The sequence below is a fragment of the Pseudomonas pohangensis genome, assembly GCF_900105995.1.
In the GTDB taxonomy this organism is placed as follows: domain Bacteria; phylum Pseudomonadota; class Gammaproteobacteria; order Pseudomonadales; family Pseudomonadaceae; genus Aquipseudomonas; species Aquipseudomonas pohangensis.
Map to the genome: position 1 here is coordinate 2977356 of NZ_LT629785.1, position 16578 is coordinate 2993933.

Genomic DNA, 16578 nt, shown 5'->3' on the forward strand with positions numbered 1-16578 from the left:
TATACCCGTCTCTATCAAGTGCATTACGCTAATGTGAGGCGTCGATTGATTGAGGGAAACTGCACGCTTGACCTTGACATAAGGTTAAGGTTGAGAATGAATCCTGCACCGGATTTCGCCGATAACCTGGAGGAACTAACCATGCAAACTATCGAACTTAACGTACAGGGCATGACCTGTAGCTCTTGTGTAAAACACGTCAACGCCTCTTTGAATCAACTGGCCGGCGTAACCTCCGTCGAGGTTGACCTGACTGCTGGCCGAGTCCGCGTCACCGGTTCAGTAGAGGCCGAACCGCTGATCACTGCTCTTGATAGTGTGGGATATCCTGCGCAGCTAGCTACGTCTACTGCTAGTGATATTAAGGACTGCGACCAGTGCTAACTGATATACCCCCAACGTCCGCTTTTGGCACATCTCTGCCGGTCGGCATTACAGCATCCGCTGGTCAAGCAGGCATGCAATTGACTGGTCGGTGGCTTTGCAAATTGGCGATCAACTGCGATGCCATTACACAACACCATCTCGCACTGACAGTTATTGGTCTTTTTTGTCGACCAATCGAGCAGTTTTTGGGTCATAAGCCTTTTCAGTGATAGAGCCATCTCGAATGCGCTCAACCGCTTCGTTAATGACATTAAGCGGCACCAGGAACCACTCCCTTGGCTTAACCGGATGGCCGAAGCGGTCTTCGATGGTTAGGTCCAACTGTGCGGCACCGAACAGGCGGTGGAAGATGTTTTCAAGCCGGGTGCGATTCAGGTTGTGCAGCTTGTAGGTGGCGACCACTTCCACGTCGGCCAGCAAGTAAGTGGCATCTTTGTTTGCGCCTGCGATGCGGGTTTCCACTTTGCCGCCGGTCACGCCAATCTTGTGGATCAGCTCGCGGTGTTCGGTGACGAAGGGGTGGCTGGACTGGCTGCGCAGTACATAGATGGTGCCGCTTTCTATGTCGTCAGGCTCGGCACTATCGCTGAACATCGGGCCGGCATCGACCTTGATGAGGCGAGACCCGGCACGCCCCTCGCTGTCTTTGTAGAGCGCCCGCTGCAAAGATCGCAGTAACAGATCGCTTTCCGTCTCATTGGAGTAAATGACGCGCAAACGTCCATTCATCTCCGCATTTGGTGTCTTGTAGGTGTCGCCTATCTCGGCGACATAAGCGATCAGTCCGCTCAGGACGAAAAAATCCCCAACCTCGATGCTAGCGTTCTTGCCAAAGGGTTTGGTTATCCACGATTTTTGCTTGAGGCCCGTGCCCACCTCATCAAACAGTGGCTTAAACCTCTCAAAGTCTTTACATGGGGCTCGGGCGGCAATTTCTTCCGCCGCCTTTATCGCCGCATGGGATCGCACATGCCGTAGTACGGTGATGTCGTCCTGGTCGGCGGATTCACTGCCGATACCTAGCTCCGCCAGCAAAGCGTCTTCGTCCAGGTCATCCACATTTACTGTGGCGACCGCGGCCCCTGACAGCAAACCTGGGCTATCCAACTCAGCGAGCAGGGTTTGCGCCTCGGGCAACTTGCGAAGTTGATCCAGGCGCACGGCGTACAAGCGCTCGAAGATGTCGCGGCTCTCACCATGCAGAGGGGCGCGGCCGTGTGCTTGGTGAAATCGCAGAATGTCCTCGAAACCGGCGATGATGCGTTCTTCGCGCGGGGTTCGATTGGCTGTCTTGAGTAAAGGTACTTCGACCCCTAGCGCATCCAGCAAGTCATCATCATTCATGTCAGCCATTGGCAGACTCTCCCGACGCCGCTTTTGCCTTAGCTTGGGCGCGGTAGCGTGCCAATGCGGCTACACCTTCAGCCATACGCTTTTCCCAGGCGTCGGCGGAGTTGATGTCCGGCAGGCGACCCCGCTCATTCTTGAACTGAAGAGCACGCCTTGCCAGCTCTCGGGCTTCGTCTTCAGGAATACTCACCTTCTTGGCAGCTATGCTGGCTTGCACTTGGCGCAGGGATTTCTCATCCATCGCTTTCGCCAGCACGGCATAGGCGGCATCGAAGGGATTGATGCGGTCGATCAGATCAATATCCAGGTCGCGCACGTTGATGAACTTGCGTACGCCATCCAGCAGCGCCGTGCTGCCTTGTATGGCGTCAGCACCGTTAGTATCGGCCTGACCCAAGGCCAACTTGGCCTGCTGGGTGATGTTCATCGCGGCGATGGCGTGTTGGCGAATGGCTTCCTGATCGCTATCGCTCAAGTCCGGGTAGCGCTCGCGTACGATCTTGCCCATGCGCAGCTGGGTCAGCTCTTCGGGCAAGGTGTTTTCTTTGTCAAACAGGCCGCGCTCCACCACGGTTTTGTCTTGCAGGAAGCTGGTGACGACCTCGTTAAGGTCTTCCTTGCAGATGCGCGTTGCTTCTGGGCTACTTGGCGTGGAAAGCCCGTTTATCTCTACATGAATCTGGCCTGTATCTTTATTCACGCCGATGTTGTGGCCGTCGTTTTTGTAACCTTCGTCGCCGTAATCAAAGCCGTCCTTCGGGCCAGTGTTCTTGGGGGTGAACTCATACCTCGGGGCCAGTACTTGCTCCATCAGCAAGCTCGCGGAGATGGCTTTGAGCATGTCGTTTACGGCCTCAGCCACCGCTGCCTGATCTGCTGCCGGCTCTGCGATCAGGTTAGTGAATCGGGAGCGCTCTTTACCCTCGGCATCACGCGTGGCGCGGCCAATGATTTGCACGATTTCAGTCAGACTCGAACGGTAGCCGATAGTCAGCGCATGCTCGCACCAGATCCAGTCAAAACCTTCCTTGGCCATGCCCAGCGCAATGATCACATCGACGTTATCGCGGTTGTTCTTTTGCGCAGGGTCTTTCAAGGCGCCGAGCACCTTGGAGCGCCTTGCTGCGTCGCTGTCATCCACCAGGTCGGCCACTTTCAGCGTACGACCATCCTTGGCTTTGATGAGGTGAAATCCGGTTGCAGTATCGACACCTTGCCATTCGCCAAGCGCCCCCATGATTTCGTTGACCTCGCGCTCCTTGTCTTTGAGGCTTTCGCGAGCATTTACATTGGGGATATGGACGATGGTTTTCAGTGCCGGATCAAGCACCTTGGCGACCGCATCCACGTAGCGGCCGGTGTAGAAGAAATAACCGATGTCCAGCGACTTTAGCCAGCGGTAACCATTGAGTTGCTCGTAGTAGGTGTAAGTTACCGTCTCAAACTTGGATTCTTCCTCCGGGGCCAGCACAGCCTCCCCGTCGCCACGAAAATACGAGCCCGTCATGGCCACTAAGTGCACTTTATCGCGCTCGATTAACGCGCTTAGCTGACTACCCAGAATGCTGTCTGGATTAGCGGAAACGTGGTGAAACTCATCAATGGCGATCAGGCGATTGTCGAAGGCTTCGATGCCCAACTCTTCCACAGCAAAACGGAAGGTGGCATGGGTGCAGACCAGCGTCTTGTCAGTGCTTGCCAAGAAAGCTCGCACGGCTTGCACCTTGGACTTGGCTACACGCGGCTCGTCGATACCTGGTGCATTACACAGGTTCCACTGCGGGGCTACTTGCCAGTCCCAGTAGAAGCCGAACGAACTCAGCGGCTCGTCGGCGAAGCTGCCGCCAATGGAGCGCTCAGGCACCACGACAATGGCCTGCTGTAAGCCCTGGTTATGCAGCTTATCCAAGGCGATAAACATCAATGCGCGGGACTTGCCCGATGCGGGCGGTGATTTGATCAGCAGGTACTGCTCACCACGCTTGGCATAGGCGCGCTCTTGCATGGTACGCATGCCCAGCTCATTGGCTTTGCTGGAAGCCCCGGTGTGCGCGATGGTGATGGACACCGACGGGACCGTGTAGGCATTGGTCGGGTTCCGCAAGGATTCCGTCATGCGCTTTTTTCCTTTTTTGTTCTGGGCGCGACTTTGGCTTGGCCTGCCGTCATCTTGGTATAAAGCTCAAACAGCTTTTCCAGCCGTTCAGTGTCGTTTTTGAAACGACGACCAATATAAATACGTTCCAGTACCTCATCGTTGCGCTCGTGGGCGTGACGAAGGTTGGCCGGCATGCTGTCTGGGGCATACAGGTCGGCGATGGTGGCGGGAAAATGGGCTTCGCGGGCCAGCAGGATGGCTTCGGCGCAGTCGGTTAGATCGGCTTTGTTTTGCTCTGTCAGTAGCGGTACGGGAAATGTGTTCCAGCCGAGGGTGTTGGAGTAGCGATAGCGTGTTTCCAGTTTGCCGCAGACTGTGGCAATCCAGACTAGATGGATGCGGGAGGCGATAAGGGCTAAGTTCCATAGGGGGGCGTCGTACAGGCCAAACGCAAGGTCGCTAACAATTGTGTCACTCGGTAATAGACCGACAGGTAAGTATTCGCGCGTCTCAGAAGAAACCTTGGCCACAACGATCGAGCTTACTTGGGAGTATCCAGCAATTTGCACAAACCGATATGGCCGTGCTGCAAAGCCTCTAGTTGATTCAGCGTCAGATTTACCTCGACTTTCTGCAACCAAACTCAGACGTTCCGCAATGAAAGCACTCGTCATGGCTTTATTCTGTTGCCCTTCCTCGATCCATAGGCAATAACGTTTTCTCCCATTAATTAATTCATCCGAGCCGATAAGGCCTCTGATGAAGGGTTGAACAGACTCGTCAAACTTCATTTGAGAACCGAGTCCACTGTCCAGAATCAGATTTCCACCATCGCGAGGCATATTTCCAAATAACATGGGGGCTTGCTCCCCGATGGGCGCATTCGCTTTCTGGACGTAAGCAAGACTGTCAGGTACCAAATACGGTCCGATGGCCGAGCATTGTTTAAGCAACTCATCTTGATAGAGCTTCTTCGGCACAGAAGATCTCTTGCCTAAACCAACAATCACCACGGTAACTCCCGCGTTGTGGCTGGCAAGATTGGCCCATTTAAATGATGTATGCGCAAAGCGAATTTCACATCCACGTTGAAACGTGGCCGGCCAGACGTCAATCGCCTGCTGGCCTTGGCAAATGCTGTTTGTGGCCACAAATGCGCCTACAGCATTGGACTCGTTATCGACGTACTCTAGGAATTTGGCGATCCAGCCTGTTACGTAGTCTGTCGTCTTGGCGAGCTTCGGGTGTTTTTGCCACGCACTAACCATGTCACTTTTTTGATCGTCGGTTTGCCACTTGCTGCCCTTATATGGCGGGTTGCCACAGACATAAGTCTCACCGCCGTCGTTCTCGAAGTCGATTTCGCTCTGATTTAGTGGCGTGCCGAATAAATCATCTGAGAGAACTTTCACGCCCGTCCCGGTAGGCGGACACACGCTTAACCAATCCAGCCGCAGCGCATTACCACAGATAATCCAGTTCTGCGCATCCAGCGGCAAGAACTCTTCTAACGCATCCTGCTGGCCGCGATACAGCACGTCGCATTGGTACTCGGCAATGATCAGCGCCAGGCGGGCAATTTCGGCTGGAAAATCGCGCAACTCAATGCCTCGGAAGTTGGTCAGCGGGATTTCCGATTTGTTGTGAGCCTCGCTGCGACGCTGATTGATCGCGGCTTCGATCTCGCGCATCTGCTTATAGGCAATCACCAAAAAGTTGCCGGAACCGCAGGCGGGGTCGAATACGCGGATGCGCGCAATACGTTTACGCAGATTGAGTAGCTTGGCCTTGTTGTCGCCGGCCGCTTCCAGTTGCCCGCGCAGGTCATCCAGAAACAGCGGGTTCAGCACCTTGAGGATGTTGGGCACACTGGTGTAATGCATACCCAGCGCACCGCGCTCTTCATCATCAGCCACGGCCTGGATCATGCTGCCGAAGATGTCCGGGTTGATTTTTTGCCAGTTCAGGTTGCCGGCGTGCAACAGGTAAGTGCGCGCCATGCGGGTAAAACGCGGTGTGTCGGTTGATCCTGCAAACAGGCCGCCATTCACATAGGGGAATTTATTGGCCCAGCCAGGCAAACGCGGCTCGACGCTCGGGCGCTCGGCCAGTTTGAGGTCCATGGCACGGAAAATTTCCGACAGCACTTCATGGCTGTTAGAGCCGTCACGTTCGCTGTACTGCTCAACCGTCTTGGTAAACAGACCATCGCCATGAAAAATGTCCGTGTCTTCCGCAAAAAAACAGAACACCAGCCGCGCCATGAAGTGGTTCATGTCGGCACGGCGCTCGGCCTTGGCCCAGTCCGGGTTCTCGCTCAGCAGCTCGACGTATAGCTTGTTAAGGCGGCTGGTGGCGCGCACGTCGATGGGGTTTTCCTTGATCTCCTTGATGGTGGAGATACCAGCCAGCGGCAGCAGAAAGCCGAAGTGGTTGGGTAGATCCTCAAACTCGCAGGCTACGAGATCACAAGTGGCCAACTCTTTGATCTGAATTGTCTGCCCGTCAGTGGCAAGAATGAACTTTACCTTGCCCTTTGCTGTGGCTGGGCTTGCATGTAACCCCGTAAGGGTTTCGCCTACATTGTCCACATCGCATACGGCAATGTGGATGTTATTGCGGAGCAGCACGCCACCAGGCACATCTGAGGTGTTGTTATTGCCCGCGCGCAACCGCTTGAGCGCAGTGCCTTTATTGCCAAAGGCGGCCAGAAAGGCATACGGAAATTCCGACGCGTCAAAAGGCTCAAGTGCTAGATCTGATATGGCGGACTCAATTTCAACTGCATTCATTTGGCATCTTGCCTATCGGGGAGCGTCATCGTTTTTGTATTTGGCGTATTTAGTGGCCGAAGTGTAACGGGCAGCCCCCTGTCTTGTAGAGGGCTGCCTTCGATACCTTGGAGTCAGAGCCAACGAGCCCTTGGCAATGCGCTATTCACCCGCACGGTAAGGGTTTTGCCATTTGAGGCTGGCTGAGTGAGTCGCCCCTAGCGTTTTGGGGGATAGTCCGGGCTTCTGACACCTCTCTGCATGTCTCAACTACTCAATACGAATGCAAATAAGTGGTCAATAAATCACGCAATAAGCATTGAGCGTAACGCTACCTGCCGACCAAACGCCTTCGGCGGAAGCGCAACGGCTTTCTTCACCGCCTCCTCATTACCAACCAAGATCACCTGTACCTGTGCCCGAGTAACAGCGGTGTAGATGAAGGTGCGATCCAGCACTCGCGACTTTCGCACCGGCACGATAACCCGCCTGAACTGACTGCCCTGGCTCTTGTGAACGGTGATGGCGTAAGCGTGTTGCATCACATCAATATCGCTGTCGAGAACGTAGTGTTCTACGCCCTCGTAAATAGCCTTTCCCAGCGCAATTCGGATGTCAGGGTTTTCGTCATCGACCAAATTGACCTTTATGGGTTGTTCGAAGACCTCCATGAGCTTGCCCAAACAACCGTTTTGCAGGTTCCTTTCCCACTTGTTGGCTGTGAAGAGCAGCAGATCGCCCTCACAGAAGCCCGTCGCTTCAACCTCGCCCGTCTCGGGGTTAGTGGCCACCAGATGCCTTCCTTGGCCCGCGTAGCGCACATGGCAGACGCGGTTCAGTGTCTCCACCCCAGCAAATTGGCAGGAACGGGTAGCGCCGAGGATTTGCGTGCTGTCTCGATCCTGCTCGTAAAGTTTGAGAACGGTCGTGATGATCTGGTCATCGGCACATGGGATGAATACGACCTCGCCCGCTGCATCCTCTGAAAATGCTGGCCACTGGCCCTCGCGGATTGCCTTGGCGGCTGCCGGAATAGCCGACTCCTTGGCCTGCCGCTTAACCTCCATGAGCTGGGTGGAAGGCATTCCCGGTAGGTCGCATAGCACATGCAGGATAAGGCCCGCACCAATCGGAGGTAGTTGGTAAGGATCGCCTACCAGGATCAGGTGAGTGCCCGATGGCAGCTTGCAGACCAGCCGGTGGAAGGTCACCAGATCGAGCATAGAGGCCTCGTCAATGACGATGATCGGCGCAGGCCCCATTTCCTCGTTACTGACATTGCGCAGGAAACCGGCGATGGTGGTGGCAGACTCTTGGGTAGCCTCCATCATGCGTGCTGTTGCGCGACCCGACAGGGCCATTTGAAAGCGAGGGCGTCCAAGGGTGTCCAGCGCCCGATAGAGCGCCTTCAGCACCGTCGTTTTACCGACACCAGCCCCGCCCGTAATGATGCTGAAGCGGTTTTCTAGCGAAGTCTTGACTGCTGTCTTCTGTGCCTCGTTCAGTGCAAAGGCAGGGATATTAAGATGCAGTCGTTCCTCGCGCTCAAAGTCGCCAATCAGGGAGTCTATGTCAGTCGGGAACAGTTGCTGTTGGGTGTCAGGGTTGTTCAGCAATGTGCGGATGAACTCTGCGCACTGGCGCTCCATGATATAGGTGCCGGGGGCGTGCAGCATGATCTCGCCGGTTTCGGTTTCGCGGCAGATAAACTGGCCAGAAGCTTTGCCCTGAATCAGGGCCTTAGACATAGCCTTCAAGGGGGCAGAAAACGGCCGGACCAAGCGGAAAAACGTATCTTTAAGGTCGTCCAGAGTGGCACAGGTATGGCCTTTCTCCGATACCCGATACAGGGCCTCTTCAAGCGCAGCAGCCAGCCGTCGAGAGTCGTCTAGGGCAACACTGAACTTGTCTCGGGCGATGCCATCCACGCGCTCCCAGCTGCCCTCGAATGACAACAGCCGGTAGGGATCTTCGGTCAGGGCGATGATGGTGTTCTTTTTGTGGAACCTAATGACCTTGCGGGCGAGATCGAGGGGAATATCGCGCTCCTGCACAAAGCGCAGGGTCTTTGCATCGCCATTCTCGGCCCACTTTTCGAACAGTCCATCACGCACATGCTTAGACACAATCACTGGCGCAATGGCGTCGTGATCCTGATTGTCTAGCGCGTCGTAAAGCCGCTCGCCCAAGGTATCCCAAAGTTTGGTTGCCTTGACCTCACGAATACCCGCTGCATGGTCGGCTAGCCATTGAATTAACTGGCTACCAGAGGGGCGAACCAATCTAACGTCCTGAGCCTCGATCTGGGTTTCGAGCACTGTGTATGAGCCGTGGGTTCGCTGAATGTTGCAAGCTTCGCCATATATCTCGTAAATGCCGCCTATAGTGATGTTCGCCGGCTCCACGATCGCGGCTGACACGCTGACAACCAAGGCGCTTGCTCGATCATTGAGGCCAGTCACCAGGTCAATCCGATGGCCGAAGGCGATGCATCCGTGTCGATTTTTGACCCGCATTCGGGTCAAGCGAACAGTCGTGCTGATCAGATTCGGGATCGGCGCATTCATCGTGGAAGTCGCCCGGTTTCTTGCATGAACGAGGACAGCAGGTTGTACTGCTTAAGCATGCTCTTAGCTTCCGCCAACTCAGCACTCAGGGCTGCGTTCTCCTGCTCCAGAGCGTTAAGCCGCTTGCCGTCATTGCGGCGCTGCTTGGCTTCCCTGTCGCGCATCGGTGGTTCTTCTTGGAGCGGTTGAGCGGCGGCAACCGGGGGAAGCAGTACGCCAGTGCCTCTTAGTCGATCCTCAAGCTCTTCTAGCGCTTTTTTGATTGATGGGTTCTGTCCCAGTGCGCTTTTGCCAAAACCGCATTCAGCGGCAATTTCTTTGCGATTGAGCCTGCCCCGATGGGCATACTCACGAAAGTCATCGTCAGACTTCGATACAAACCAAGCGATAAATGTGGCCAAGTTTTGTTCGGCTTTTTGTTGTCCGCTGACCATGTTCACTTCACCTGCACAGACAGCACTTTCTCAATAGCGTCGCGGAAGCCGGGCTTGTGAATCTTCCTGCCTTTGGCATCCTCCACTTCGCCCCTGCTCCCAATCGACAGCCCCACAAGGCTCAGCGTTGTCGGATCGATGGCCGCTTTTAGCGCAGACAACTCCGCATCATTGAAGCGCGGCTGTGTCGAAACAGCTTGCCCCATCGCGCTTCCAATGATGATCGGTGCGCCACTGTGCCTGGCCTTACGTGCCTCCTTAGCCTTGAGCGACCGCAACTCATTTGCGAGCAGGCTAACGCTCATGCGCAGCACTGGGTCTTCGATGTGTTCGATCCAATTATTGGGATCAGCTTTTGTTTGACTGCCCTTGGCTGGAAGCGAAGCCAGCTTCCACGCCTGGATCAATTCACGGTAATGCTCGCCGGTCGCATTGACGATGGACTTCTCACCGGGAACCGGCAGACCTCGGTCGTTGCCAAGGGTGATGATGGTTTTGTAGGAGAAGTCGGAGGACTGCCGCTCATGTAACAGCCGGCACGCTTCGTTGATGGCTTCCAGGCTGCGCTTGCGGCGGCTATCGCTGGCCTCGCTCAACAACCGCTCGTAGGTTTCCTGCGGAGAAACAAGTTGGTCATTCATCAACACAAGCCTCTTGATCGCGGGCCAACTGGCGTGCGCGTTTGGGATTGCAGAGAATCTGTTTAATCTCGGTCGAAATACGTGTCATCTCCGGCTCGTGGGTATCAAGATCAAGCAGCATCAGGTCGCCCGAGAACAGGTCGTCGATCTTTTGCCATGAACCGAGACGATGAAGAAGGAACCGGTTCAACTCATTTACAACTACCAGCATATCTTCGTCGTCGAGCCTAAACATGGCCGGTGCCAAACCGTTGTTTTCGGCCATACGGTCGATGGCCTGAGCGATCAATGGCACAGCACGCGAGGGGTTAGTCGATTTGTAAATGGTCGCGTTCTGGCAGACTTCGGCCAGCAAATGGTAGTTCGTGTTTGATTCCTCAAAGACGACGCCGACCTCGGCAAGATCGCCAGCGGCGATCAGTCTGACGCCATTCTCGCCTTCGCCGGTCTGCTCGCCTTCCTTGATAAGTTTCAGACAGCCCTGAACGTAGTGATTGACTGCTACATAATCATTCAGTAGTCCATCTAGCTTCGCAGCGCACTTCTCTTGAATGGCTCTCGCCTGCTTAAGCTTTGACTGCTCACGCTGGGTATCTAGCTGATCCGCCTGACAAGCGTCGTAGAATGCCTGTTCCAAAAGCTCGACCTCTTTCGTGTACCTTTGAAAAGGTGCGCTTTCAGTGTGAACCTCCAATGCGAGTTCGTTGGCCAGCGCCACCAGCCCGCCGAGGAACGGAACCCCAGTGACAAAGAATCGACAGCGCGGGCAATTCTTCTGGCCTAGATAGCCTGCCTCAACAGGCGCATAGATAGTTTCAGCCTTTCTCTCAACCACAACCTCGCCGCCAATATTGCATGCGGCAGCTGACATGGGGCAGATGCCGTAATCGAATACCACGCAGGCCGAGTTTGGTACGTCAGATTCGAGCAACGAGCGATTTCCGTCCGTTGCGATCAGTTGATGTCGAAGCGGCTGTAATCCCCGCGTCCTTACCTCTTCGGCATGACGCTGAGTTGAGATCTGTGCGGCGCGCTTCTCAGTCTCGCCCATGGTGCGGCGCATCTGATCGTTGTTCAGCCTGATGTAGTAGATCGTCATCACCAGCGAGGCATGACCAACAAGCTTGGAGATCAGATGAATAGGCGCTTCGCCGTCTGCGATGAACGCCGTAATCAGACTGACACGTAGGCTGTGCGGTGTGTAGGGGCTGATATAGCGCTGATTGCTCACTTTGAATTTGGGGTATTCGCTGGCAAGGTTTTCGCCAGGGCGCTGAATCGCGTAGAGCAATGCCGGCAAGGTGTGAGTGAAAGCCGTTGTGGTGAAAGCCGGCTGACCCGAGGCGTCCGTGCGGAACAAAAAGCATTGGGTGCCACGCGCCTGCAAAATCTTCTCATTGGTTTCGGCGCGAAGTTTGATGTCAGACCAGCGCGTAGGCTCTTTCAGCGGGTTGTACTTGGCTTGCCAATCGCGCAGCAAGAGGAACCAATAGAGCAGATCATCAGGAATCCACGGAACTTCATAACCGCCTTCCTGGCGTCCGGTCTTGTTGGTAGTCACATATAGCTTTGCCGCGTCCTTGTCGCCGCGCTGGACCGCAGCCTGCGGGCGACGCTTCTTACTCCCTTTCCCAGCCAGAGGGCCGGTATTCTTCTCCCAGCGAATACCGCCATGCTCAGCATTGAGAACGGCTATCTCGTTATCCGCCTCGCCGCTGTCCAGCCAGAGAATCTGTTGGCCGCGCAGCGGAAAACGCAGCAACGTGTAGAGCGCCACAAAGCGAACAGGCGACCAAATCTGATAGCTATTTACCACTTCGCGCTTGTCTTTCATCTTGCGGTCAGCCTTAACCTCGCGCCAGATGCAGTTCGGATCGTCGCGGTCGATCAGCGTTTCGTCCACATAAATCCAGTCGGCGCGGGTCGCAAAGAAGTCTTGTAGGTGCGGCAAATCCGTCAGACTGGGCCTTGTCTGCAATACCTGTTCGCCGTTCGGCACCAGGAAATTGCGCGCCCGGAGGATGTATTCATAACCAAGCGGCGGCTTGGTGGACTGGTTGGGCCGATAGGCCTGCAAGCTATCTGCAAAGCCGGCCAGCACCGTTTGAAAGGGATTCCGGAAATCAGCCAGCACAATGCGCTCGTCCATGTCGGCATCGGTGCAGTGTTCATCCAAAAGCCAGCCGAAAAAGGCCGCGATAGCACTGTGATAGGGCCTTCTCAGGGACTCGGCCTGCGCTTCAATGAACTGCTGATAGGCCTCAGTGGGGAATGGATTGGCTCGCAGCAGCAGGTGTACCGGCTCATCTGGCAATTCCTGTATCTGATAGAAACCACTCAAAAAAGCCCTCACCGCGGCTTTCTTTCCGGCGATGTTTATTTGGTTCTTCAACCACTGCTCAACATTTGCCCACATGTGCGGGTAGTCCGCTAGAGCAGCGCTAGGGTTTTCATTGCCAAAGAAGTCGTACCAGTCCAGCCAGCCGGCGTCGGCATAGACCTCGTTGGGGGTAGCCGGCAGCCGCGGGTCTTCGCGGTAGCGCCTTAAGTAGTCGAGCTGACGCTTGATGCCCAGCGCCTGGGCTGCCGCCTGTGCCTCGGCGTAGGTCGGGTAGAAGTCGGGCCGTTCATTGCCGAGGAAGCCGTACCAGTCGATCCAGCCGGCGTCGGCATAGACATCACCCGGGCGGGCAGGCAGTTGCGGGTCTTCGCGGTAACGACTCATGTAGTCGGGCTGACGCTTGATGCCCAGCGCCTGTGCTGCCGTCTGGGCCTCGGCGTAGGTCGGGTAGAAGTCGGGCCGTTCATTGCCGAGGAAGCCGTACCAGTCGATCCAGCCGGCGTCGGCATAGATCTTATCGGGACTAGACGGCAGCCGCGGGTCTTCGCGGTAACGCCTTATGTAGTCGGGCTTACGCTTGATGCCCAGCGCCTGGGCTGCCGTCTGGGCCTCGGCGTAGGTCGGGTAGAAGTCGGGCCGTTCATTGCCGAGGAAGTCGTACCAGTCCATCCAGCCGACGTCGGCATAGAGCTCACCAGGGTCGTACGGCAGTCGCGGGTCTTCGCGGTAGCGCCTTATGTACTCGGGCTTACGCTTGATGCCCAGCGCCTGGGCAGCCGTCTGGGCCTCGGCGTAGGTCGGGTAGAAGTTGGGCCGTTCATAGCCGAGGAAACCGTACCAGTCCATCCAGCCGGCGCTGGCATAGACCTCATTCGGGCAGGCAGGAAGTCGCGGGTCTTCGCGGTAGCGCCTTATGTAGTCGGGCTGACGCTTGATGCCCAGCGCCTGGGCTGCCGTCTGGGCCTCGGCGTAGGTCGGGTAGAAGTTGGGCCGTTCATAGCCGAGGAAACCGTACCAGTCGATCCATCCGGCGTCGGCATAGATCTTATCGGGCCTAGACGGCAGTCGCGGGTCTTCGCGGTAGCGCCTTATGTAGTCGGGCTGACGCTTGATGCCCAGCGCCTGGACTGCCGCCTGGGCCTCGGTGTAGGTCGGGTAGAAGTCGGGCCGTTTATTGCCGAGGAAGTCGTACCAGTCTATCCAGCCGGCGTCGGCATAGACATCACCCGGGCGGGCAGGCAGTTGCGGGTCTTCGCGGTAACGACTCATGTAGTCGGGCTGACGCTTGATGCCCAGCGCCTGTGCTGCCGTCTGGGCCTCGGCGTAGGTCGGGTAGAAGTCGGACCGTTCCTTGCCGTGGAAGTCGTACCAGTCTATCCAGCCGGCATCGACATAGACCTCATTCGGGCAGGCAGGCAGCCGCGGGTCTTCGCGGTAGCGCTTTGTGTAGTCGGACACATTCCTGATGCCCAGCGCTTGGGCTGCCGCCTGAGCCTCGGCGTAGGCCGGGTAGATGTCGGGCCGCTTCTTGCCGAAGAAGTCGTACCAGTCTATCCAGCCGGCGCTGGCATAGACCTTATCGGGGCCGGACGGCAGCCGCGGGGCTTCGCGGTAGCGCTTTTTGTAGTCGAACTGACTCTTGATGCCGAGCGCCTGGGCTGCCGCCTTTGCCCCGGAGTAGTTATAAAAATTTTTCTTGGCTGGCATCGGCGTCAGTCCTTGGTCAAAGGTCGTGGGAATCGTCTGCATGCTGCAAGCGCAGCCGCGCTTCCAGGTCTCGGAGACTCTGACGCATTTGCGCCGTTGTGGGCTGCGTGTAGGTCTGACTCGATGTGATCGAGGCATGGTGCATGGCGTTCTTGATCAACAGCGGGTCGGCGCCATCGCGAGCAAGTCGCTGCCCATAGGCATGACGGTGGCCATGCGGGGTTGTGCCCTCGCTCTTCTCGTACACTAACCCAATCCTCTCAATAGCCAACCTGTGAGCCTTGCGGAACATGCGGTGCGAGTAGGGCTGGCCGTCGCGGTTGGTAAAGGCATAGGGATGATCTTCGCTGGCCTTCGGCTTTAACCGCTGTTTCAGGTGGTAGTCACGCCACAACTCGGCAAAAATCTGCCCGGCTTCATGGGGGAAGAAGAAGACCTCGAAACAGCGTCTGTGCGGGTCGGTAATCAGGCTGTTCTTCCACCCGAGGAACAGCGGATCAGTCGCCTTGACCAGTCGGTTGCGGGGTTGCAGGGCGAACTGGCTTTGAAGGTAAGCAGCGCGATTGCCTTTACCGCTAGGTGCCAGCCCGTATTCAGGGTGATAAATACGGACGATGACCTCCCCGGCCTCTAGGCTAACGTCTTCACTCCAAAGCGATAGCGCTTCAGACAGCCTTAAACCACCGTAGTGCATGAGGTAGGTAATCAGGACATTTCGAAGATCTGTCGGCCCGCGTGAATCTCGCGCCCGCCTGCGGAAGCCCTCGGAAACCAGCAGATCGAAGTGTTCCTCTTGAAACGCCTTGGCAGCCGTTTGCCGCTCCACAGGCATTATCCGTGAACGCACGGCTCTGGACTGGTTCGTCTGCGGCTTGGAACGCCACAGGTGGGACAGAAAGGCATTATCCCTGCGGTGCGAATAGGCAGCCCAATTCAGCCGTTCCTCGTGCCGAGTCGCCTGCCGCCATGGATTGAGTTGCAGCTTGGCGTCTTCGTTGACGACAGCCAGCCAATCGGTGAATCGCGTGACATGGCCGATCAATTTACCGGCATCGTCCGGTTGCCTTGGTTGCCACCACAGGCCAGAGGGGTCGCAGCTTTTGGACACCGTGCCGGTGTAAAGCGCGTCTGAGAACGCCGTGAACAGCGCCCTCGGCGTGTCATAGAAGCCCTGGTTGGCCTCCATGTATTCCAACAACAACTGCAACGCGAAAGTTGCTGAATCCTGCCATGAGCGACTTCTGAGCCGGCTCAGATGAATATAACGAACGAACTGATCCAAAACCCCGTGATCAGTGACGATAACCGGCAGAACTGTCTGCATGCCGGTTGCGTCACCCACAATGGTTCGGAACTCACGGTGAGAGAATTTCATGAAGGTAGGCATTGCTTCTCAATAATGGCCTTGCTATCATCTCGTATTATGATAGGATATTTTTAAGCCTTAATTAATGTAATTAAAACAGAAGCTGCTCAAGAATTCGAGACCTTTTTGCTTAAGGAGGGGTTTTTGTGCTCTTGGAATTCCGATGAGGGCTACAAATCCGCACACTCAGCGCAGGCTCCATCAGCCCCTGCAGGCTGTTCGGCCGGGAGCCTAGCGGTGATCGCTGGCAAAATATCTACCAGCAATCACCATTGCACACCTCGCAGAGCGTCGATCCGGCGATAGACTTCATACAGAGAAATCATATCGCCCTGCGCCATAATTTCGAGCGGGGAGCGCCCGTTGAAAAAAGCGTTGTTGTTCGCCATAGAAGGGAATCCATAGACGTTTTCTGGGTTGTCGAAGATTTGCCGAAGCACTGCATGGATGTTCAGCACGAAACTCACACGCTGCATCTGATCGGCATCCAGCGAGACAGTCCAGCCTGGGGCTCGCTGCTTGGCGCGGTTATAGGTGCTGCGCGAAATACGCAGGATTTTGCAGGCCTGCTCTCTCGACGCACCCCAAATATCGAGAATGCACTTACGGGATAGGTGCGCCTGAACTATGCAAAAAACCTCAAATTAACCCACAAACAGAGCAACAACGATCAACGAAGGACCGATTAACTACTCAATGTGGTTAGCAGGTTCTCAGTTGGTGGTCATGCCTGAGTTCAGGCGAGTTGAAAAACCGACTTTTTCAACAGAATCTGCCAAGAGCTGCCCCTCATAAGTGGCCACGAAACGAGGGGCAACGAACCACATCGCAATCTTGGTCATGCCACATGTTTGCGATGCTTCACCGATGCAATACAAGCAATCGCTATCGAAACGACAATTTCGTTCACATACGC

The 16578-nt window shown here is 55.8% G+C and carries 10 protein-coding genes and 1 pseudogene; 1 reads left to right on the plus strand and 10 read right to left on the minus strand.

Going from position 1 to position 16578, the window contains the following annotated elements:
* Positions 1 to 141 precede the first annotated feature (141 nt).
* A complete protein-coding gene (locus BLT89_RS13925) occupies positions 142 to 384 on the plus strand; it encodes a heavy-metal-associated domain-containing protein (protein WP_090199059.1) in 243 nt (80 codons plus the stop codon).
* A gap of 153 nt (positions 385 to 537) precedes the next feature.
* On the opposite strand, the gene BLT89_RS13930 is transcribed toward BLT89_RS13925, so the two are convergent.
* The 10 genes and pseudogenes from BLT89_RS13930 to BLT89_RS18010 all read right to left on the minus strand — a co-directional run bounded on the left by BLT89_RS13930 (position 538) and on the right by BLT89_RS18010 (position 16504).
* Complete coding sequence (locus BLT89_RS13930; protein WP_090196597.1) at positions 538 to 1740, minus strand: GIY-YIG nuclease family protein; 1203 nt, start codon at positions 1738 to 1740, stop codon at positions 538 to 540.
* Entirely contained in the window at positions 1733 to 3853 is a 2121-nt protein-coding gene (locus tag BLT89_RS13935; protein WP_090196600.1) for a DEAD/DEAH box helicase, read from the minus strand. Before BLT89_RS13935 ends, BLT89_RS13930 begins: the two co-directional genes overlap by 8 nt.
* Positions 3850 to 6627, minus strand: coding sequence for a class I SAM-dependent DNA methyltransferase (locus BLT89_RS13940; protein WP_090196602.1), 2778 nt, complete (start codon positions 6625 to 6627; stop codon positions 3850 to 3852). Before BLT89_RS13940 ends, BLT89_RS13935 begins: the two co-directional genes overlap by 4 nt.
* Before the next feature lie 284 nt (positions 6628 to 6911).
* The gene (locus BLT89_RS13945) at positions 6912 to 9173 is read right to left on the minus strand and encodes an ATP-dependent DNA helicase (RefSeq protein ID WP_090196605.1); all 2262 of its coding nucleotides are present in this window, start codon (positions 9171 to 9173) and stop codon (positions 6912 to 6914) included.
* Complete coding sequence (locus tag BLT89_RS13950; protein ID WP_090196606.1) at positions 9170 to 9607, minus strand: VPA1267 family protein; 438 nt, start codon at positions 9605 to 9607, stop codon at positions 9170 to 9172. Before BLT89_RS13950 ends, BLT89_RS13945 begins: the two co-directional genes overlap by 4 nt.
* A gap of 2 nt (positions 9608 to 9609) precedes the next feature.
* Positions 9610 to 10248 (minus strand): gamma-mobile-trio protein GmtX, encoded by a 639-nt coding sequence (gene gmtX / locus BLT89_RS13955; protein WP_090196609.1) that lies wholly within the window; start codon positions 10246 to 10248, stop codon positions 9610 to 9612.
* Complete coding sequence (gene gmtZ / locus BLT89_RS13960) at positions 10241 to 14296, minus strand: gamma-mobile-trio integrase GmtZ (protein ID WP_090199061.1); 4056 nt, start codon at positions 14294 to 14296, stop codon at positions 10241 to 10243. Before gmtZ ends, gmtX begins: the two co-directional genes overlap by 8 nt.
* A 16-nt stretch (positions 14297 to 14312) precedes the next feature.
* A complete protein-coding gene (gmtY, locus tag BLT89_RS13965; protein WP_090196611.1) occupies positions 14313 to 15683 on the minus strand; it encodes a gamma-mobile-trio recombinase GmtY in 1371 nt (456 codons plus the stop codon).
* 245 nt (positions 15684 to 15928) lie between these two features.
* Positions 15929 to 16261: pseudogene (locus BLT89_RS13970) on the minus strand (hypothetical protein); the annotation flags it as partial.
* A 114-nt stretch (positions 16262 to 16375) separates the two neighbouring features.
* Complete coding sequence (locus BLT89_RS18010) at positions 16376 to 16504, minus strand: hypothetical protein (protein WP_269457166.1); 129 nt, start codon at positions 16502 to 16504, stop codon at positions 16376 to 16378.
* Between the last annotated feature and the right edge of the window lie 74 nt (positions 16505 to 16578).